General features: G+C 66.0%; 17 protein-coding genes and 2 riboswitches. Of the genes, 7 read left to right on the top strand and 10 right to left on the bottom strand.

All coding sequences use genetic code 11. The annotated features are described in order from the left end of the window. Window positions 1-117 precede the first annotated feature (117 nt). The 10 genes from ASE31_RS28345 to ASE31_RS28300 form a co-directional block, all read right to left on the bottom strand. The gene (locus ASE31_RS28345) at window positions 118-1,785 is read right to left on the bottom strand and encodes a methyl-accepting chemotaxis protein (RefSeq protein WP_057206254.1); all 1,668 of its coding nucleotides are present in this window, start codon (window positions 1,783-1,785) and stop codon (window positions 118-120) included. 116 nt (window positions 1,786-1,901) lie between these two features. Next, window positions 1,902-5,558, bottom strand: coding sequence for a hydantoinase B/oxoprolinase family protein (locus tag ASE31_RS28340; protein WP_082604405.1), 3,657 nt, complete (start codon window positions 5,556-5,558; stop codon window positions 1,902-1,904). 38 nt (window positions 5,559-5,596) lie between these two features. Then, the gene (locus ASE31_RS28335) at window positions 5,597-6,145 is read right to left on the bottom strand and encodes a hypothetical protein (protein WP_057206111.1); all 549 of its coding nucleotides are present in this window, start codon (window positions 6,143-6,145) and stop codon (window positions 5,597-5,599) included. 31 nt (window positions 6,146-6,176) lie between these two features. Further along, a complete protein-coding gene (locus ASE31_RS28330) occupies window positions 6,177-7,142 on the bottom strand; it encodes a TRAP transporter substrate-binding protein (protein WP_057206252.1) in 966 nt (321 codons plus the stop codon). A gap of 51 nt (window positions 7,143-7,193) precedes the next feature. Further along, complete coding sequence (locus tag ASE31_RS28325) at window positions 7,194-8,492, bottom strand: TRAP transporter large permease (RefSeq protein WP_200961177.1); 1,299 nt, start codon at window positions 8,490-8,492, stop codon at window positions 7,194-7,196. 18 nt (window positions 8,493-8,510) lie between these two features. After that, window positions 8,511-9,020: a TRAP transporter small permease gene (locus tag ASE31_RS28320; protein ID WP_082604404.1), complete on the bottom strand. Its 510-nt coding sequence runs from the start codon at window positions 9,018-9,020 to the stop codon at window positions 8,511-8,513. Between the two features lie 122 nt (window positions 9,021-9,142). Then, window positions 9,143-10,108, bottom strand: a complete 966-nt coding sequence (locus ASE31_RS28315; RefSeq protein WP_057206105.1) for a TRAP transporter substrate-binding protein — start codon at window positions 10,106-10,108, stop codon at window positions 9,143-9,145. An 18-nt stretch (window positions 10,109-10,126) separates the two neighbouring features. Next, window positions 10,127-10,951, bottom strand: a complete 825-nt coding sequence (locus ASE31_RS28310) for a putative hydro-lyase (RefSeq protein WP_057206103.1) — start codon at window positions 10,949-10,951, stop codon at window positions 10,127-10,129. Between the two features lie 464 nt (window positions 10,952-11,415). Further along, window positions 11,416-12,324 carry a LysR family transcriptional regulator gene (locus ASE31_RS28305; RefSeq protein ID WP_057206101.1) on the bottom strand — a complete coding sequence of 303 codons (909 nt, stop codon included), beginning with the start codon at window positions 12,322-12,324 and terminating at the stop codon, window positions 11,416-11,418. 89 nt (window positions 12,325-12,413) lie between these two features. Further along, the gene (locus tag ASE31_RS28300) at window positions 12,414-12,872 is read right to left on the bottom strand and encodes an Lrp/AsnC family transcriptional regulator (RefSeq protein WP_057206099.1); all 459 of its coding nucleotides are present in this window, start codon (window positions 12,870-12,872) and stop codon (window positions 12,414-12,416) included. A gap of 14 nt (window positions 12,873-12,886) precedes the next feature. Between ASE31_RS28300 and ASE31_RS32975 the strand changes: the two genes are divergently transcribed. From ASE31_RS32975 to gcvP, 7 genes are all read left to right on the top strand, one after another. Further along, entirely contained in the window at window positions 12,887-13,015 is a 129-nt protein-coding gene (locus ASE31_RS32975; RefSeq protein ID WP_255357712.1) for a hypothetical protein, read from the top strand. 289 nt (window positions 13,016-13,304) lie between these two features. After that, window positions 13,305-14,276, top strand: a complete 972-nt coding sequence (locus ASE31_RS28295) for a TRAP transporter substrate-binding protein (protein WP_057206097.1) — start codon at window positions 13,305-13,307, stop codon at window positions 14,274-14,276. A 108-nt stretch (window positions 14,277-14,384) separates the two neighbouring features. Next, entirely contained in the window at window positions 14,385-14,879 is a 495-nt protein-coding gene (locus ASE31_RS28290; protein WP_057206095.1) for a TRAP transporter small permease, read from the top strand. Next, complete coding sequence (locus tag ASE31_RS28285) at window positions 14,876-16,153, top strand: TRAP transporter large permease (RefSeq protein ID WP_057206093.1); 1,278 nt, start codon at window positions 14,876-14,878, stop codon at window positions 16,151-16,153. The genes ASE31_RS28290 and ASE31_RS28285 overlap by 4 nt, the downstream gene beginning before the upstream one ends. Before the next feature lie 6 nt (window positions 16,154-16,159). Further along, window positions 16,160-16,251: riboswitch (glycine riboswitch) on the top strand. Between the two features lie 13 nt (window positions 16,252-16,264). Further along, window positions 16,265-16,391, top strand: a riboswitch (glycine riboswitch). A 50-nt stretch (window positions 16,392-16,441) separates the two neighbouring features. Continuing rightward, a complete protein-coding gene (gene gcvT / locus ASE31_RS28280) occupies window positions 16,442-17,584 on the top strand; it encodes a glycine cleavage system aminomethyltransferase GcvT (protein ID WP_057206091.1) in 1,143 nt (380 codons plus the stop codon). 79 nt (window positions 17,585-17,663) lie between these two features. Further along, the gene (gcvH, locus tag ASE31_RS28275) at window positions 17,664-18,038 is read left to right on the top strand and encodes a glycine cleavage system protein GcvH (RefSeq protein WP_057206089.1); all 375 of its coding nucleotides are present in this window, start codon (window positions 17,664-17,666) and stop codon (window positions 18,036-18,038) included. A 30-nt stretch (window positions 18,039-18,068) separates the two neighbouring features. Next, complete coding sequence (gene gcvP / locus ASE31_RS28270) at window positions 18,069-20,957, top strand: aminomethyl-transferring glycine dehydrogenase (RefSeq protein WP_057206087.1); 2,889 nt, start codon at window positions 18,069-18,071, stop codon at window positions 20,955-20,957. Window positions 20,958-21,001 lie beyond the last annotated feature (44 nt).

Below are 21,001 nucleotides of genomic sequence, written 5' to 3'. Positions count from 1 at the left end.
ACTCGTACTGCCTGCGACGCAGCGCCTAGCCAGAACCGCTTCGCTGAGTTTTGTTATCCGCTCCAAGCACGGGGGGCCTGCATTGCAGGCCCTTTTTCATGGCGCAGCGGATCGTAGTCACGCCATCGCGGCGCCTGCCGTCAACTGGAACTGCCCCATCGCACCCGCCAGGCGGTTGGCCTGGTCCTTGAGGCTCTGGGCCGCAGCGGCGCCTTCTTCCACCAGCGCGGCGTTCTGCTGGGTCATGTGGTCGAGCTGGTCCACGGCCTGGCTCACCTGGCCGATCTGGCTGCTCTGCTCGCTGCTGGCGGCGTTGATCTCGGACATCAGCGTGGTCACCTGCTGCACGCTGGTGACGATGTCCTGCATGGTCGAGCCGGCGGTGACCACCAGGCGCGCACCGTCGCTGACCTTGTCCACGCTGGTGGCGATCAGGGCCTTGATCTCCTTGGCGGCATTGGCGCTGCGGCCCGCGAGGTTGCGCACCTCGCTGGCGACCACGGCGAAGCCCCGGCCCTGCTCGCCCGCACGGGCGGCTTCCACTGCGGCGTTGAGTGCCAGGATGTTGGTCTGGAAGGCGATGCCGTCGATGATGCCCACGATATCGGCGATCTTCTTGCTGCTGGCGTTGATCTCGTCCATGGTCTTGACCACCTGGCCGACCACCTCGCCCCCCTTTTTCGCCACCTGGGCGGCACTGTGGGCCAGGGTGTTGGCCTGGCGGGTGCTGTCAGCATTGGCGGCCACGGTCTGCGCCAGTTGGGCAATGCTGGCAGCTGTCTGCTGCAGGCTGCTGGCCGTGTGCTCGGTGCGAGCGCTCAGGTCGGTGTTGCCGGCCGCGACCTCGGAGCTGGCGACGTGGATGGACTCACCCGAATCGCGCACCTCGGTCACCACATAGTGCAGCGATTCCACCATGCTGTTGAGCGCGGTGAGCAGCTCACCGATCTCGTCAGTGCGGTCCGTGGCCATGCGCACCGTGAGGTCGCCCTGCGCCACCAGGGCCGCCGCGTCCGACGCCTGGCGCAGCGGCAGCACGATGGAGCGGCGCAGCAGCCAACCGAACAATGCCGACAGGCCCACCACGAAGGCTACGGCCAGCGCGCTGACCCACTGGGCACGCGAGGCATCGGCAATCATCGCATCGGCGGCTGCCACCGAGGACTTTTCGGATTCGGCCAGCAGCTGGTCGATGGTTTTCAGGTACTGGGCCAGCGCTGCGGCATGCTCCTGCAGTTCCTTCTGGCTGATGACCTTGGATTCGAGCGCGTTCTGCACCAGCGTGTCGCGCAGGGCCGCGTACTGCTGGCGCTGCGCCTGGGTCTGCTTCCACACGGGCACGGTGCTCGCGGCCGCAGCCGAGGCGGCCAGCGCCGTGTCGATGCGCTTGCGCATGCCCTCCTCGGCCGCCAGTTGGGTGCGCATCTCGGCCACCAGGGGGAACACGTCGGTCGAGCTGGTGGCGCGCAGGGCGATCTGGCCGATGTGCACCGATTGGGTCTTCCACTCGCGCACCGAGCGCTCGATGGGCAACTGTTCCGAAGTGAGCAGCGTGGCCTGGCGCGTCGTGCCCTGGCCGGTGAGCCAGGTGGTGGAGCCCAGCAGCGCCACCGCCACGCCCAGCAGGCCAAAGGCCGCTGCCAGCTTCTGGCCCACGGTCAGGGTGCGCTTGCCGCGCGGGGACGGCGAAGACGACGGGCGGGGCGCAGCCATGGGTGCAGCAGCAGGGAAGGCCGTGACGGCAGGGGTGCGGGTGGCACCGGCCGTGGCGGGAAGGTAGTTCATGGCTTTCTCCGTGGTGTTGCGTGTCATCCGCCCCGTCACACGAGGGGGCGGCATACCCTTGCGATGCAAGCCCTGTGCCAAAACGCAGGGGTTGCACCGCAAACGTCAGGTGTGGCTCAGCCTGCAGCCACGCATTCGCCGAAACCCCCGCCGCCGGGCGTGGAAATCTCGAACACGTCGCCCGGCTCCATGAGCGCCGCGCCGATGTGTGCCAGGTCTTCCACCTGGCCGTTGGCACGCAGCACGCGGTTGAGCCCGGTGCGCCCGGCCTGCCCGCCGGCCATGCCGAAGGCGGGCTTGACGCGCCCGTTGGACAGAATGCTCGCCGTCATCTGCTCCAGAAAGCGCACGCGGCGCACGCCGCCATTGCCCCCGGCCCAGCGGCCGCTACCGCCCGATCCCTCGCGGATCTCGTAGCTGTCGAGCACCACGGGGAAGCGGAACTCCAGGATCTCGGGGTCCGTCAGGCGCGAGTTGGTCATGTGCGTCTGCACCACGCTCGTGCCGTTGAAGCCCCGCACCACCTGGCCCTCCCCATCGAGCACCGCGCCTGCACCACTGCCGCCTGCGATAGTCTCGTAGTACTGGTACTGCGCGTTGCCGAAGGTGAAGTTGTTCATGGTGGGCTGGCTGCCTGCCATGACGCCGAGCGCACCGAACAGCGCATTGGTGATGCAGGTGGAGGTCTCCACATTGCCCGCCACCACCGAGGCCGGCGGGTTGGGGTTGAGCATGGAGCCCTGCGGGATGATGACCTGCAGGGGCTTCAAGCACCCGGCATTGAGCGGGATGTCGTCGTCCACCAGAGTGCGGAACACGTAGAGCACCGCCGCCATGCACACCGCACGCGGGGCGTTGAAGTTGTTGACCTGCTGCGCGCTGGTGCCGGCAAAGTCGATCACCGCGCTGCGCTCGGCCACGTTGACCTTGACTGCGACGCTGATCTGCGCGCCGTTGTCCAGCGGCAGCGTGAACTGGCCGTCCTTGAGGTGCGTGATCACGCGGCGCACCGATTCCTCGGCGTTGTCCTGCACGTGACGCATGTAGGCCTGTACGACATCGAGCCCGAACTGCTCCACCATCTTCGAGAGCTCCTGCACGCCCTTCTCGTTGGCGGCGATCTGCGCGCGCAGGTCGGCCAGGTTCTGGTGCGGGTTGCGGCTCGGGTACGGCGTGGTGCCGCCACCGGTGGCCAGCAGGTGGCGCACGGACTCCTCCTGCAACACACCGCGGTCCACCAGCTTGACGTTGTTGATCTGCACACCCTCTTCCTCGATGCGCGTCGAGAACGGGGGCATCGACCCTGGCGTGGTGCCGCCGATGTCGGCATGGTGGCCGCGCGAACCCACGTAGAAGGTGGGCTCCTTGCCGCCCGCCACGTACACCGGTGTGATCACGGTGACGTCCGGCAGGTGGGTGCCACCGTGGTAGGGGTCGTTGAGCATGTACACGTCGCCCGGCTGCATGCTGCCGGTGTTTTCGCGGATCACGGTCTTGATGCTCTCGCCCATGGACCCGAGGTGCACCGGCATGTGCGGCGCATTGGCGATCAGGTTGCCGGTGGCATCGAACAGCGCGCAGCTGAAATCCAGGCGCTCCTTGATGTTGACCGAGTAGGCCGTGTTCTGCAGCTGCAGGCCCATCTGCTCGGCGATGTTCATGAACAGGTTGTTGAAAACCTCCAGCAGCACCGGGTCCACCGTGGTGCCGGCGGCGTACTGCACGCTGCGCGCCGTGACACGGTCGAGCACCAGGTGGTCCAGGTCGGTCAGGCGGGCCAGCCAGCCGGGTTCGACCACGGTGGTGGTGTTCTTCTCGGCGATGATGGCAGGGCCGGGGATCACGTCGCCGGGTTGCAGGTCTTCGCGCACCACCAGGGCGGCATCGTGCCACTGGCTGCCCGAGTACATGCGCACGGTGTCGCGCCGTGGATGCACGCGCTCGGCATGCAGCGGCAGACGCGGCTCGTCCGGTGCGTCACCGGCGATCACGGCCTCGACCGATACCGCCTCGACCACCAGCGATTTGCCCACCATCAGGAAGGCGAAGCGCTGGCGATAGGCGGCCTCGAAGGCCGTCTGCACGGCCGCCATGTCGCCAAACGGCACGACCAGGGCCGAGTCCGTGCCCTCGTAGCGAACGTGCACGTTGTAGCGCACCTGCACCGGGTGCTGGCTGACCTGCTGGCGCTCCAGTTCGGCCTGGGCTGCGGCACCCAGCGCGTCCAGGCGCTCGGCGATCAGGGGCAGCGAGGCCTCGGCCAGCGGCAGCTCCACCGCCTGCTCTCGGATCACGGTCTGGTCGGCCAGGCCCATGCCGTAGGCGCTGAGCACACCGGCCAGCGGGTGCACGAACACGCGCGTCATGCCCAGGGCATCGGCCACCAGGCAGGCATGCTGGCCGCCTGCGCCGCCAAAGCACTGCAGGGTGTAGCGCGTCACGTCGTAGCCGCGCGCCACCGAGATCTTCTTGATGGCATTGGCCATCTGCTGCACGGCGATCTGGATGAAGCCCTCGGCCACCTCCTCGGGCTGGCGATTCGTCTGCAACGCCAGTTCCCCAAAGCTCGCACGCACGGCCTGCGCGTCCAGCGTCTCGTTGGCCGCAGGGCCGAACACGCTGGGGAAGTAGCCCGGCTGCACCTTGCCGACCATCACGTTGGCATCGGTCACGGCCAGCGGGCCGCCGCGGCGGTAGCTCACCGGGCCCGGGTTGGCGCCAGCGCTCTCCGGCCCCACGCGAAAGCGCGCACCGTCATAGCTCAGCACCGAGCCGCCGCCAGCGGCCACGGTGTGGATGCTCATCATCGGGGCGCGCATGCGCACGCCGGCCACGTGGGTCTCGAACTCGCGCTCGAATGCACCGGCGTAGTGGCTCACGTCGGTGGACGTGCCACCCATGTCGAAGCCGATCACGCGCTCCTGCCCGGCCAGGCCGGCCGTGCGCGCCATGCCCACAATGCCGCCGGCTGGCCCGGACAGGATGGCGTCCTTGCCCTGGAAGGTGTTGGCATCGGTGAGGCCGCCCGAGGACTGCATGAAGAACAGCTTGACCCCGGGCATCTCGCTGGCCACCTGCTCCACATAGCGGCGCAGGATGGGCGAGAGGTAGGCGTCCACCACCGTGGTGTCGCCCCGGCTCACGAACTTCATCATGGGGCTGGTCTCGTACGAGGTGCTGATCTGCGTGAAGCCCACCTCCTTCGCGATGCGCTGGGCCGCCTGCTCGTGCTCCGTGTAGCGGTAACCGTGCATGAAGACGATGGCCACGCTGCGCAGGCCGCGCCCCCAAGCCGCCAGCAAGTCGCCGCGCAGGGTGGCTTCGTCCAGCGGCTGCATCACGTTGCCGTGCGCACCGGTACGCTCGCGGGCTTCGATCACCTCGGTGTACAGCAGCTCGGGCAGCACGATGTGGCGGTCGAACAAGCGTGGACGGTTTTGGTAGGCGATGCGCAGCGCATCGCGAAAGCCGCGCGTGGTGACCAGCAGCGTGGGCTCGCCCTTGCGTTCGAGCAGCGCATTGGTGGCCACTGTGGTGCCCATCTTCACGCATTCCACCAGGGCCGGCGTCACCGCTTCACCGGGTGCCAGGCCCAGCAGGTGGCGGATGCCGGCCACGGCCGCATCCTTGTACTGCTCGGGGTTCTCGGAAAGGAGCTTGTGCGTGACCAGCGTGCCGTCGGGGCGCTTGCCGACGATGTCGGTGAAGGTGCCGCCCCGGTCGATCCAGAACTGCCAGCGGGGAATCTGTACTTGGGGTGTCATTGAGGTCATGGTGGTTTCGATGGGATAGAAATGGGGTGAAATCCGCGTCAGGCCAACGCTGCGCTGGCAGGGGCCAGGCGCTGCATCACCTGGCGCAGGGCCGGAATGGGGGGTACGGTTGCCAAGGCCTGGTCCAGGGGGCACCAGGGCCCGCCGAGCGCCGTGGCCCAGGCCATCACGGGCAGGATGTCGGCAGGCGGCAGGGTCTGCATCGCCTCGATCACGATGCGCAGCTCCTGCGCCAGCCGGTTGCCGGGCGCAAAGCGCCAGTGGTACTGGCCGCAGCCCACGCGCACGGCGCGGCTGTCCTTCTCGGTCATGAGCACGAGCCAGTCGCAATGGAAGTCGGCACAGTCCGGCGGGGGTGGATCGGCCAGGCAGAAGGTGTAGACGTTTTCGTAGCTGCGTGCGAAGTTGCGCACCAGGGTCTCGGCAATCGCCTCGCGCCCCTGGGCCGAGGGCGGGAAGACCATGCCGCCTTGGCGCATCTCCATCTGCAGCAGCGCGCCGCCGGCAAAGGCCTGGGCGATCAGGTGCGGGCGGTTACCGTCCTTGGCGCGCAGGTACATCTCGATGGTGTCGGTGGGGGTATGCATGGTGCTTCTCCTGGAATGGGGTTGGGAAAGCTCAGCGCTGTGTGTAGTAAGGGATGAAGATCTGGTTGGCCTCGCCCCCCACGGAGCGCACCCACTCGCGCGAGAAGCGCTCACCCAGGCGCTTGAGCTCGGTGTCCAGCTCGGCGGAGGCGCGGTCCACCTTGATGCCCTTGCGCTGCAGCTCGCCCACCGACTCGTCGGCCACGGCCTGGCTCATGGCCCAGCCGCGCACTTCGGCCTCGCCAGCAGCATTCGTCACTGCCTGGCGCACCGCCGGCGGCAGCGCCTCGAAAGCCTGCAGGTTCACGAACACGATGTTCTTCGGGAACCAGGCGTTGATGCCGTAGTAGTACCGGATCTGGCCCCAGACCTGGTTCTCGACCCCCGTGAGGGCCGAGGTGATCATGGAGTCGAGCTGGCCCGCAGACAGGGCCTTGTTGACCTCGACCATGGGCACGTCCACCGTGGCGGCGCCCAGCATCTCGGCAATGCGCACGGTGGCCGGGTTGTAGGTGCGCATGCGCGTGCCCTTGAAATCGGCCGACGAGCGCACGGGCGCAATCGAGAACAGCCCCTGCGGCGGCCAGGGCACGGCATACAGGGCCTTGAGCCCCTTGCGCGCGAAGTGCCCTTCGATCAGCGGGCGCTGCAGGTCCCACATGCGCCGTGCGTCCGCATAGCTGCGCACCACGAAGGGAACCGCGTCGGCACCGGCAATCGGCATGTCCTTCACCAGGCTGGTCATGATGGTCTCGCCCGCCTGGGCCTTGCCCTCCTGCACCGCCTGGGGAATGTCGCCGAGCTTGAACAGGGCGTTGTTGGCGTGCACCTCGATGCGCAGGGCGCCCGCAGAGGCACGCTCCACATCCTGCGCAAACTGCACCACGTTGCGTGTGTGGAACGACTCGGCGCGGTAGCCGGTGGCCAGTTTCCACTGTGCCTGGGCGTGCACCATCGGGGCCACGGCGAACGCAGCCAGCAAGAAAGCTCTGATCATGATCTGCTCCAGCAAGGGAAATGGAAGACAGGCGTTGCAGGCTCGTGCGCTTCAACCCTGCATTCGGTTGGGCAGCCAAAGGACGATGTCAGGCACGAAATACGTGGCAATGACCGCCGCGATCATCAGCATGAACAGCGGCAAGGCCGTGCGGGCGATCCACATGATTTCCCGCCGTGTGAGACCCTGTATGACGAACAGGTTGAAGCCGACCGGCGGCGTGATCTGCGCCATCTCCACCACCAGCACGATAAAGATGCCGAACCACACCAGATCAAAGCCCGCAGCCTCCACCGTGGGCAGCAGCACGGCGATGGTCAGCACCACCATCGAGATGCCATCCAGGAAGCAGCCCAGCGCGATGAAGAACACGATGAGCAGCAGCATCAGCGAGAACGGTGCCAGGTGCAGCGACCCGATGAACTCCGCCAGGTGCCGTGGCAGGCCGATGAAGCCCATCGCCAGCGTGAGGAACGCGGCGCCGGCCAGGATCAGACCGATCATGCAGTACACCCGGCAGGCCGCGACCAGACCTTCCTTGAACAGCGTCCAGTTCAGGGAGCCCTCGATCTTGGCCAGTACCAAGGCTCCGCCGACGCCCAGCGCTGCGGCCTCCGTCGCCGTGGCAATACCGCTGTAGATCGCGCCCAGCACCAGGACGATCAGCGAAACCACCGGAATCAGGTGGCGCGAGGCATACACCATCTGAAGGAAGCCCATCTTGGTGTCGGGTGCGGGGACCTTGTCCTTGTTCAGCAGCCCCCAGACGATGATGTAGCCCATGAAAAGGGCCGCCAGCAGCAGGCCGGGGATCACGCCTGCAAGGAACAGCTTGGAGATGGACACGTTGGCCGCCACACCGTAGACGATCATGATGATCGAGGGCGGAATCAGCAGGCCCAGGGTGCCAGCCCCGGCCAGGGTGCCCACGGAAATGTCCTCCGGGTAGCCCCGCTTCTTGAGCTCGGGCAGGGTCATCTTGCCGATGGTGGCGCAAGTGGCTGCGGACGACCCGGAGATGGCGGCGAAGATGGTGCAGCCCACCACGTTAACGTGCAGCAGCCGGCCCGGCAGGCGCTCCAGCCATGGGGCGAGTCCCTTGAACATGTCGCTGGACAGTTTGCTGCGAAACAGGATTTCGCCCATCCAGAGAAACAGCGGCAGCGCAGTCAGCGTCCAGCTGGAGGTGGACCCCCAGATGGTCAGCATCATGCTGTCGCCCACGGGGCGGTTGGTAAAAAGCTCCATGCCGATCAGCGCCACCGCCAGCAGTGACAGCCCGATCCACAGCCCTGAGCCAAGTACTGCGAACAGCACCACGATCAGTCCGAATGCAATGATGACATCCATGATTTTCTACTTTGATGGTTATTCGGACCGAGCGGTCTCGCTCACTGCGATGAGGTTCTCGCCGCGGGCCCGAAGGATGAGGGCATGGGCGAATGCGACGGCAAAGCCGATGCTGCCCACGGCCATGCTGATCTGGGGAATCCACAGCGGCGAGGCATCAGCTGCGGGGGAAATATCGTGCGTAGCGTAGGAAATCCAGACAGAACGGGCTGCATACCAGGCCACATAGACCGTCAGCACGAGCGCGGCAAGCAGACAGAGCCATTCAAAGGCCGAACGCCAGCGCGCTGGCAGGCGGTCGAGCAGCAAGGTGACACGGATGTGGTCGCCGTTTTGCAAGGTACCGGGCAGTGCGAAGAACAAGGCTGCGGCAATCGCGTAGCCCGCGTAGGCGTCCAGCCCCTGGATCTCGATGAACGACACCTGGCGGGACAGAACGCCCAGCATCACGATGAGGAATGCAGCCACCATCGATACGCAGGAAAGGCCGGTAAGCAAGCGGTAAAAATTTCGGACGAGTTGGTCCATGGCGATCTCCCGGAGGTCGCTGACAAAAAAGAAGGGGATGGCAGGGTGGTGGCCGGGCCGCAGGGGTCGGCACCCTGGTAACCGCCCGCGAGTGGCCTTGCGGGCAGTTGCGCGAGCGCGCCTTACTTGCGGTAGGCGTCGATGATGGCCTTGCCTTCAGGCCCGGCGGACTTGATCCATTCTTCCGTCATCGTGTTCCCGATCGAGGCGAACTCCTTCTTGAGCGCATCCGATGGCTCGGCAATCGTCATGCCCTTGGCGCCCAGTTCCTTGAGGAACTCCTTGTCCAGGCGCTCGCTGGTTTCCCAGCCGCGCTTTTCTGCCGCGGCAGCGGCCTTGAGCACGGCGTCCTGGGTGGCCTTGTCCAGGCTGTCAAAGGCCTTTTGGTTGACCACCGTGGCATTGCGCGGCTGCCATGCGGCCACGGGGTAGAAGTACTTGACCTGCTCATACAGCTTGCTCTCGACCCCGCTGGCCGTGGAGGTTAGGAAGTTGTTTACCGTGTTGGTGGCCAGCGCCTGGCCGAGTTCCGTGAGCTGGATGGTGACCGGCTGGGCCTTGAGCAATTGCGCGATGCGCGTTGTTGCCGGGCTGAAGGAACGCATCTTCGTACCAGCCAGATCGGCAGGGCTCTGCACCGGCTTGGTGGAGTACAGCGACTGCCCAGGCCATGGCACGCTGAACAGCAGCTTCATGCCCTGCGAAGCCAGCAGCTTTTCCTGCGCGGGCTTGGCCACCTGGTACAGCTTCAGGGACTCGGCGTACGACTTGGTGAGGAAGGGGATCGAGTCGACCCCGTACAAGGGGTTTTCGTTGGCCGCACCCGAAAGGATGAACTCCGCTGAAGGCACCTGCCCGGTTTGCACGGCGCGCTTGAGTTCGTTGGCCTTGTAGAGCGATCCGCCGGGGTGCAGCGTGATCTTCAGCTTGCCAGCGGTCAGCTCATCGACCTCCTTGGCAAACTGCTGGACGTTGACCGTCTGGAAGGTGTTGGCACTGTAGCCGGTTGGCAGGTCCCATTTGACTTGCGCATGGGCACCTGCAGCACAGACGGTGATGGCGGCGAGGGCGATGGCGATGCGTTTCATGGCGGAGGCTCCTTGAGGTTAAAAGCTGGCGAGTTGGTGGTTCAAGAGGTCGGAAATCAGCATGCAGCCCGGGGCATGCGTGATGCAGAACGCCGGCTGGGCGTGCAGGATGGCGGACTGGGGCGTGACACCGCAGGCCCAGAAGACGGGGATCTCGCCGGGCATCAGCGCCACGGCGTCGCCGTAGTCGGGCTTGGCGAGGTCGGCAATGCCGATCAGAGACGGATCGCCGATGTGCACCGGCGCGCCGTGCACATTGGGAAAGCGCGAGGTCACCTGCACGGCACGTATCACGTCGGCCGCCGGCATGGGCCGCATGGTCACCACCATGGCACCCCCGAAGGGGCCGGCGGGTTCGGTCTGCAGGCTGGTGCGGAACATGGCGACGTTCTTGCCTTCATCGATGTGGCGCAGGCGGATGCCGGCCTCGATCAGTGCGGATTCAAACGAGAACGAGCAGCCCAGGATGAAGGTCACGAGGTCGGGGCGCCAGAACGCCGCAATGTCCGTCACCTCCTCGGCCAGTTCGCCATGGCGCCAGACGCGGTACAGCGGCACGTCGCTGCGGATGTCGATGCCCTCGCCCAGCGAGGGCAGCGTGAACTGGCCGGGCTCGCTGACCGCCAGCACCGGGCAGGGCTTGGGGTTGCGCTGGCAAAAGCGCAGGAAGTCGCCGGCCTGCACCTCGGGCAGGATGACCAGATTGCCCTGCACATGGCCATCGGCCAGGCCGCTGGTGTGCGAGGTCCACAGGCCCTGGCGGATCACGCTGCGTACATGCGCGGCGTTGCTGCTGCCTGCTGAACCAAAGACCTCGGGAGTGTTGTTGTGTGTGGAGTCCACCGTGGCTTCCTTGCGTTGCGAAATGTCAGATGCGTGACGATGGATGGATTGTGTTGGCGGTCCACTGCCACTGGCAAATTCAAAAAATTTCTCTTAGCTCATCGATTTTTTCGATGCACTACGCTGGAGCACAATTCACCCAACTTGGTGCTAAGTGGAAACCCTAGGGATTGAGAAGACCAGCCGTTCGGCCACGCCGGCAAGCGGGACAGCACGCTGCAAACAGCGCTCCTCAGCGGGGATGGAGGGGAACAGCGACTGGCGGGCGGATGCGCTTTCGCGCCTCCATGGCACAGGTAAGCAGGCTTGCATGCGGTGGCCGGACTGCACCAACAACAGGCATGGCCGGACCGCAGCGGCAGCCCGGGGCCTGTCTGACGCCCGCAAATGGGGGGCCAACTGCCACGCAGCAGCCAGGCAGGCCTGCAAAGGCGCAGCGCCCGGCACACTCCGTCAGCCAGATTTCAGCTTTTGGCGCGGCCCTTGGTGCGCTCGGCCTGCAGTTCGACGAAGGCCAGCGCCGAGCGCACGACGCCGTCCACGGCCGGCGAGGACGGATCTTCGCGGTAGCTCAGGTGGATGGGCAGCGGCCGCAGCTCGGCCTCGCAGGCCAGCGGGCGCAGGTCGGGAAAGGCCAGCAGCCGCTGCACGGCCTGGCGCGGCAGCGTGGCCACGCCAAAGCCGCCCTGCACCAGCTGCACCATGGCCGAGATGGAGGAGATGGTGTGCACGCAGCGCGGCTCCACCTGCGCCTGGCGCAGCACATCGAGCAGGGTCACGTGCGGCTGCGAGCCACGCTGGAAGGTCAGGATGTCGGTCTCGGCGAAATCCGCGAGCGCATAGCGCCGCTTGCGGTGCAGGGTGCTGTTGCCCACGAAGACCATTTCCATGGGCGTGAGCGCCTGGGTGCGTATGCCCTCGGCCGAAGCGGGCAGCGCGGCGAACACCGTGTCCAGCGCGCCGCGGCGGATCTGGTCGAGCAGCACGGGGGTGGTCTCCACCGTGAGTTCAAGCTCCAGCAGGGGGTTGTCCTTGCGCAGTTGCTCGATCCACGGGATCAGCCAGGAGTGCAGCACCGATTCGATGGCACCCAGGCGGATCGACACCTCCATGGGCCCGCCCGACCCCATCTCGGCCTTGAGCTGGCGCTGCAGTTCCAGCATGCGCTTGGCGTAGGTCAGAAAGCGCGTGCCCGCCACCGTGAGCTTGAAGCGCTTGTCGCTGCGGTCGAGCAGCAGCACGCCGAGCTCCTCCTCCAACGCGGCCACGCGGCTGGACATGGCCGACTGGGTGAGGAACAGCTTTTCGGCCGCGCGCGTCACGCTGCGCAGGGAGGCTACCCAGTAGAAGGCTTCGACGAAACGCAGGTTCATGGTTTTTCCGTGGGGCGGCGCCGCCAGGATTGTGCGCCTGCCAGCGGGCTGCGGAGCACCAGACGTGCCAGCGACGCAGCCGGCCGGCCCTATTCAGCGAACAACGGCAGGTCGGCCTTCTTGAGCGTGCGCAGCACGAAGCTCGAACGGCTGTGGCGTATGCCCTTGATCTTGTAGAGCTTCTCGCGCAGCAGGCGCTCGTAGTCGCGCGTGTCCTTGACCACCACGCGCAGCAGGTAGTCGTAGTCGCCCGAGACCAGGTGCGCCTCGATCACCTCGGGAATGCTGGCCAGCGTCTCGCCGAATTTTTCGAGCGTGTTGTCCGAGTGGCTGTCCAGCGTGACCTGCACCAGCACCGTGTCGGACAGGCCCAGCGCCTGTGGATTGAGCCGCACGGTGTAGCCCTGGATGACGCCGGCCTCCTCCATCTTCTTGATGCGGCCCCAGCAGGGCGAGGGGCTCAGGCCCACGGCCTGGCCGATTTCCTGCAGGCTGGCGCGCGCGTCACACTGCAGCACAGCGAGAATTTTTCTGTCGAGGCGATCCATGGCTGCAATTATTCATGCAATACGCCATTTGCAGAAAATTTTTCTTCAATCCATCAATTCACCGCAAAATTCAGAAAGAACTGCTGCGCCCCGCAGCGCATACTTTGGACATCAAGGCGCTCTTACCGGAGCGCACAAACTGACAGGGCCCCGGACTGGTTACCGCCAGACCGGGGCACTTGGCAAGCAGGGGCACAACCAGCCCCGCACCCCCTGCACCCCTACCCTTTTGCGCATCCTTTGTCACTCCCTGTCGCCCTGGCGACCAGGCACGGGCATTGTCTGTTCGTACGCACACTTACCAGCACAAACCCCGATGCCCCCAGCCATGCTGCAACGCCATAATTTGGCACTGGCGTGGAGTGGATGCTCCATTGCTTGCGAGGGGACATGGCACCCTCGCAGTCAGCCCAAAAATCAACAGGAGACACCATGCAATTGACCAGACTCGTCGTCGGCCTGAGCCTCGCGCTCGGCTTTGTGGCCACCGCTGCTGCGCAGACCACCATGCGCATCAGCATTTCGACGGCGCAGAACTCCCACCAGGGCGTGGCCATCGATACGTTTGCCAAGGAAGTCGAAAAGCGCACGGGCGGCCGCTACAAGGTGCAGACCTTCTACAACGGTGCACTGGGCGGCGAGCGCGAGTCGATCGAGGCGGTGCAATTGGGCACGCAGGAGCTGGCTTTCAGCTCCACCGGCCCCATCCCGAATTTCGTGCCCGAAACCAAGATCCTGGACGTGCCCTTCCTGTTCCGCGACAAGGCCCATGCCCGCGCCGTGCTCGATGGTCCCATCGGCCAGGAGATGCTGACCAAGTTCGACAGCAAGGGCTTCAAGGCCCTGGCCTGGGCAGAGAACGGCTTTCGCCACATGACCAACAGCAAGCGCGATGTGAAGGAGCCAGGCGACCTCAAGGGCCTGAAGATGCGCACCATGGAGAACCCCGTGCACATCGCGGCCTACAAGGGCTTTGGCATCATCACCACGCCCATGGCCTTCCCGGAAGTCTTCACGGCCCTGCAACAGGGCACCGTGGATGGCCAGGAGAACCCGCTGCCGGTCATCATCTCGGCCAAGTTCGACCAGGTGCAAAAGCACCTGACGCTGACGGGCCACGTCTACTCGCCCTGCATCTTCGTGATGAACAAGGCCTCGTTCGACAAGCTCAGCGCGGCGGACAAGCAGGCCTTCCTCGACGCCGCCAAGGAAGGCACCAAGGCCAACCGCGCCCGCGTCGATGAAGACGATGCCAAGGGTGTGGCAGACCTGCGTGCCAAGGGCATGACGGTGATCGACAACGTGGACAAGGCCAAGTTCGTCGCCGCACTGGCCCCGGTGAATGCCGAGTTCGAAAAGCAGTTTGGCAAGGCCACGCTCGACAAGATCCGCGACGTGAAGTAATCCTGCGCGCTGCGCACCCCGGAACCAAACGCCCGTAGCACCCTTGCTACCGGGCGTTTGGTTCTTGCCTTTTACCGACCCACTATTTCCTGTGGTTGGCCCTGCCCCATGAAAAATGCTTTTCTGACTTTTGAGCGCTGGACGACCTCCATCGCGATGCTGGCCGCCTGCGCCATGCTGGCCGTGGCCTCGTCGCTCGGCATGTTCCAGATCATCACGCGGTTCGTGCTGGAGCAGCCTGCCGAATGGACCGAGGTACTGATCCGCTTCAGCCTGATCTGGATGGTGTTTCTGGCCATCCCTGCCGCCTTTCGCCAGGGGGCGATGGTGAGTGTGGACGTGCTGTACCGCTGGAGCCCGCCGAGGATGCGGCGTGTGCTCGACTGGGTCGTGTCGCTCGCAGCCCTCGCGCTCATCGGCGTGATCATCTGGTGGGGTTGGGACTATTCGGTGCGCGGCGGCGTGCAGAGCATGGCCGGGCTCGAGTCGGTGTCGATGTTCTGGGCCTACCTGGCCATGCCTGTCGGTGGCCTGTTCTGCGTGGTCGGCATCATCGGCAACCTGATCGATCCCCTGCGCATGGAACTGGAGACGGCCCAATGAGCCTGGTCATGATTTCAACGATGGTGCTGTGCTTTGCACTGACCATCTCGGTAGCGGTTTCCATCGGCCTGGCGTCCATCCTGGGCATCCAGGCCTCCAATGCCAACATGCTCATTTCCGTCAAGGAGATGTTCGCCTCGATCAACAAGTTTCCGCTGGCCGCCATCCCCTTCTTCATCCTGGCCGGCAACCTGATGGAAACCGGCGGCATCTCGCGCCGCCTGGTCGAGTTTGCCAAGAGCATCGTGGGCGGCGTGCAGGGCGGCCTGCCCATGACCTGCGTGCTCACCTGCATGATCTTTGCCGCCGTGTCGGGCTCGTCGGTGGCCACCACCTTCGCCATCGGCGCCATCCTGATCCCGGCGCTCATCAAGCATGGCTACCCCACGAGCTACGCCGCGGCGCTGCAGGCCACCAGCGCCGAACTGGGCGTGATCATTCCGCCCTCCATCCCGATGATCCTCTACGGCGTGAGCGCCGAGGTGTCGATCGGCGAGCTGTTCATCGCCGGTTTCGGCCCCGGGCTGCTGATCAGCTGTGCGCTGATGCTCTTCGTCTGGGCGTACTGCAAGTGGAAGGGCTGGGGCAAGACCGATGGCGAAGGCCGCATGCCCTTCGGCAAGGCCACGCTGCAGGCCGGCTGGGCGCTGCTGATGCCGGTGATCATCCTGGGCGGCATCTACGGCGGCGTGTTCACCCCCACCGAGGCATCGGCTGTAGCCGTGTTCTACGCCCTCGTCGTGGGCGTGGTGATCTACCGCGAAATCAAGATCCAGAACCTGTTCGCCATCCTGCGCAAATCGGCCATCTCCTCGGCGGTGATCATGTTCATCATCGCCAACGCGGGGCTGTTCGCCTTCCTGATCACCCGCGCCGGCGTGCCCGATGCGATCGGCCGCTGGCTGGAGTCGGTGCTGCAGTCGCCTGCCCTGTTCCTGCTGGGTGTGAATGCTGCCCTGTTCGTGATCGGCATGTTCATCGAAACCAGTGCCGCCATCATCGTGCTGGCCCCCATCCTCGCGCCGGTGGCCATGCACTTCGGGGTGGATCCCGTGCACTTCGGTCTCATCATGGTGGTGAACCTGGCGCTGGGCATGATCACCCCGCCCTTCGGCGTGAACCTGTTTGCGGCCTGCACGGTGGCGCGCATCTCGCTGGACCGGATCATCAAGCACCTGCTGCCCTTCGTCGGCGTGATCCTGGTGTGCCTGATGCTCATCACCTATATCCCAGGCATTTCGCTCGCGCTGCGCGATCTGGTGTATTCAAAGTAGTTAGAATTCACACGGTCAGGAGAGAGCCTTCCTTCGAGAAGGCCGCCGAAGGCGCAGGGACACCCCGAACGCTCAGGCAAAAGGACTGGCAACCGCCTGCAGGGATGCAGGCGTTCCCTTGCTGGAGAGAGGTGGCCGCGCAGCACAGCGCGCAGGCCATCCACCGAAGGAGCAAGCCGCAGCCGCCAGCCAGGGCGGTGCGGTGAATCTCTCAGGTAAAGCGGACAGCAGGGCAAATCCCGCGACCTCATTGAGGGTCGCGGCCCCCATTTGCCCGGAGTCCGCCCCATGTCTGCCCCTGCCGCCAACGCTGCCCCCCTGCTCACCACGCCCCTGAACGCCCTGCACCTGGAGCTGGGCGCCCGCATGGTGCCGTTCGCGGGCTATTCCATGCCCGTGCAGTACCCCGCCGGCCTGATGGCTGAGCATCTGCACACGCGCCAGGCCGCCGGCCTGTTCGACGTGTCTCACATGGGCCAGTTGCGCCTGGTGGGCGCCGATGCCGCCGCCGCCTTCGAGACCCTTGTGCCCGCGGACGTGATCGACCTGCCCGTGGGCAAGCAGCGCTACGGCCTGCTGCTGACCGACGAAGGCACCATCATCGATGACCTGATGTTCTTCAACCAGGGCAACGACACGCTGTTCGTGATCGTCAACGGTGCCTGCAAGGTGGAGGACATCGCCCATATCCAGGCGCGCATCGGCCAGCGCTGCGAAGTTGCACCCATGCCCGACCACGCCCTGCTGGCGCTGCAGGGCCCGCAGGCCGTGACCGCCCTGGCCCGCCTGGCACCGGGCATCGAAAAACTGGTCTTCATGACCGGCGGCAGCTACACCATTGCCGGCTGTGACTGCTTCGTGACGCGCAGCGGCTACACGGGCGAGGATGGCTTCGAGATCTCGGTGCCTGCGGCCCAAGCCGACACGCTGGCCCGCGCGCTGCTGGCCCAGCCCGAGGTCAAGCCCATCGGCCTGGGCGCACGCAACTCGCTGCGCCTGGAAGCCGGCCTGTGCCTGTACGGCAACGACATCGACACCACCACCACCCCGCCCGAGGCGGCGCTGAACTGGGCGATCCAGAAGGTGCGCCGCACCGGCGGTGCGCGCGCGGGTGGCTTTCCTGGTGCCGACAAGGTGCTGGCGCAGATCGACAACCCCGCCAGCCTGGCGCGCAAGCGCGTGGGCCTGGTGGCGCTGGAGCGTGTGCCCGTGCGCGAGCACACGCCCCTGCAGAGCACCGACGGCCAGGCCATCGGCGAGGTCACCAGCGGCCTGCTCGGGCCCACGGTGAACGAGCCCGTGGCCATGGGCTATGTCACGCCTGCGTTTGCCGCCATCGGCACCCGCGTGAACGCCATCGTGCGCGGCAAGGCCGTGCCCATGGAGGTGCGTGCCATGCCGTTCGCGCCCGCCAACTATTTCCGCGGCTGAATTAATTCACGCCGCCAGCGGGCTGGGCCCGCTACATTGCAGATTCCTTCATTTTTCAAAAGCCACAGGAGCTTTCCCCATGACCGTCAAATTCTCCAAAGACCACGAATGGATCAACGCCGCCGACGCCGCTGCTGCCGTGGTGGGCATCACCGTGCACGCCCAGGACGCCCTGGGTGACGTGGTGTTCGTGGACCTGCCCGAGGTCGGCAAGAGCTTCGCACAGGGCGAAGTGGCCGGCGTGGTCGAGTCTGTCAAGGCCGCAGCTGACGTGTACATGCCCGTCTCGGGCGAGATCGTCGAGGTCAACGAAGCCCTGCGCGCCGACCCCTCGCTGGCCAACTCCGATCCCCTGAACGCCGGCTGGTTCTTCAAGGTCAAGCTCAGTGATGCCGGCCAGCTCGACGCCCTCCTGAGCGAGACCGACTACACCGAGTTCGCGAAAAACGCATAACTGCAACCGCCCCTGCCTGAGACCTGCCCCATGTTGATGCAATCCGCCCTGCCGCTCGGCGCGCTCGAAAACACCACCGAATTCCTGCCCCGCCATATCGGCATCGATGCGGCCGACGAGGCGCACATGCTGTCGGTGATCGGCGAGGCCTCGCGCCGCGCCCTCATCGAGAGCATCGTGCCGCGCTCGATTGCGCGCAGCACGGCCATGGACCTGCCGCTGCCTGTGACGGAAGCGGCGGCCCTGGCAGAGCTCAAGGCCATGGCAGGCAAGAACCAGGTCCTGAGGAGCTTCATCGGGCAGGGCTACTACGGCACGCACACGCCGGGCGTGATCTTGCGCAACGTCCTCGAGAACCCGGCCTGGTACACGGCCTACACGCCCTACCAGGCCGAGATCTCGCAGGGCCGCATGGAGGCGCTGGTCAACTTCCAGACCATGGTCTGCGACCTGACCGGCATGCCGATCGCCAACGCCTCCATGCTCGACGAGGCCACGGCCGCGGCCGAGGCCATGACGCTGGCCAAGCGCTCTGTCAAGAGCAAGAGCAACCGCTTCATCGTGGCCGGTGACGCGCACCCGCAGACCATCGAGGTCATCCAGACCCGCGCCAGGCCGCTGAACATCGAGGTGGTGCTGGCCAATTCCGCGCCCGAGTGGCACGCCGCTCTGGACGGCGACTACTTCGCCGTGCTGGCCCAGTACCCCGCCACCAGCGGCCGCATCGACGACCTGCGTGCCGACGTGGAGAAGGCCCACGCCAAGCAGGCCGCATTCATCGCCGCAGCCGACCTGCTGGCGCTGACCCTCATCACCCCGCCCGGCGAATGGGGCGCCGACATCGTCGTGGGTACCACGCAGCGCTTTGGCATGCCCATGGGCGCGGGCGGCCCGCACGCCGCCTACATGGCCTGCCGCGACGAGTTCAAGCGCTCCCTGCCCGGCCGCCTGGTCGGCGTGAGCGTGGACGTGCACGGCAAGCCCGCCTACCGCCTGGCACTGCAGACGCGCGAGCAGCACATCCGCCGCGAGAAGGCCACCTCCAACATCTGCACCGCCCAGGTGCTGCCGGCCGTGGTGGCCAGCATGTACGCCGTGTACCACGGCCCCGAGGGCTTGAAGCGCATTGCCCAGCGCGTGGCCAGCTATACCGCCATCCTGGCCAAGGGCCTGGAGCAACTGGGCGCCCCCGTGCGCCCGCAGGCCACGTTCGACACCCTGAGCCTCAAGACCGATGGCGCCACCGCCGCCATCGCAGCGCGCGCCGTGCAACTGGGTGCCAACCTGCGCGTGTACTTCGAGCACTACCTGTGCATCTCGCTCGACGAGACCACCACCCGTGCCGACATCGCCCTGTTGTGGAAGGTCTTCGCCAAGGACGGCCAGGCCCTGCCCACCTTCGATGCGTTCGAGAAGGGCGTGGAGCCGCTGATCCCCGCCGAGCTGCGCCGTACCAGCAGCTACCTCACGCACCCGGTGTTCAACACCCACCACAGTGAGACCGGCATGCTGCGCTACATCCGCCAGCTGTCGGACAAGGACCTGGCGCTGGACCGCAGCATGATCCCGCTGGGCAGTTGCACCATGAAGCTCAATGCCACGAGCGAGATGATCCCCATCACCTGGCCCGAGTTCGCCCAGGTACACCCCTTCGCCCCCGCCAATCAGCTCGAAGGCTACCGCGAGCTCGACGAGCAACTGCGCGCCTGGCTGTGCCAGGCCACGGGCTACGCCGGCATCAGCCTGCAGCCCAATGCCGGCTCGCAGGGCGAGTACGCGGGCCTGCTGGCCATCAAGGCCTACCATGAGGCCCAGGGCCATGGCCACCGCAACATCTGCCTGATCCCCAGCAGCGCGCACGGCACCAACCCCGCCAGCGCGCAGATGGTGGGCATGCAGGTGGTGGTGACCGCCTGTGACGCCAACGGCAACGTGGACATGGCGGACCTGCAGGCCAAGTGCGAGCAGCACAGCGGCAACCTGGCCGCCGTGATGATCACCTACCCCAGCACGCACGGCGTGTTCGAGACCCAGGTCAAGGAGCTGTGCGCCCTGGTGCACCAGCATGGCGGCCGGGTCTACGTGGACGGTGCCAACATGAACGCCCTGGTGGGCGTGGCCGCCCCCGGCGAGTTCGGCGGCGACGTGAGCCACCTGAACCTGCACAAGACCTTCTGCATCCCCCACGGCGGTGGCGGCCCTGGCGTGGGCCCCGTGTGCGTGGTGGCCGACCTCGTGCCCTACCTGCCCGGCCATGCCACGGCCGGCGTACCCGGCGGCGTGGGCGCCGTATCGGCCGCGCCCCTGGGCAATGCCGCCGTGCTGCCCATCAGCTGGATGTACTGCCGCATGATGGGCGCCGAGGGACTGCAGGCCGCGACCGAAACCGCCATCCTCTCGGCCAACTACATCAGCGCGCGCCTGAAGGACCACTACCCCACGCTGTACGCGAGCGCCAATGGCCATGTGGCGCACGAGTGCATCCTGGACCTGCGCCAGTTGAAGGACACCAGCGGCGTGATGGCCGAGGACGTCGCCAAGCGCCTGATCGACTACGGCTTTCACGCGCCCACGCTGAGCTTCCCGGTGCCCAACACGCTGATGGTGGAGCCCACCGAGAGCGAGACGCTGTTCGAGATCGACCGCTTCATCGACGCGATGATCGCCATCCGCGAAGAGATCCGCCAGATCGAGGCGGGTGCCTGGCCGCAGGACAACAATCCATTGAAGAACGCACCGCACACGGCGGAGAGCCTGCTCACCGGCGAGTGGACACGTCCGTACTCGCGTGAGACGGCGGCCTATCCTGTGGCTGCTCTGCGCAGTGCCAAATACTGGTCGCCTGTGGGGCGGGTGGACAATGTGTGGGGGGATCGCAATCTGTCTTGCAGTTGCATTCCGGTCAGCGATTACGCTTGATCTTTCGCGGCAGGGCTGTGGTTGCGTCCGGCCTGTGTTGAGGA

Origin of the sequence: Acidovorax sp. Root217, from assembly GCF_001428645.1 — a bacterium.
Taxonomy (GTDB): Bacteria; Pseudomonadota; Gammaproteobacteria; order Burkholderiales; family Burkholderiaceae_C; genus Acidovorax.
This window is presented reverse-complemented; position numbering and strand designations above follow the sequence as displayed.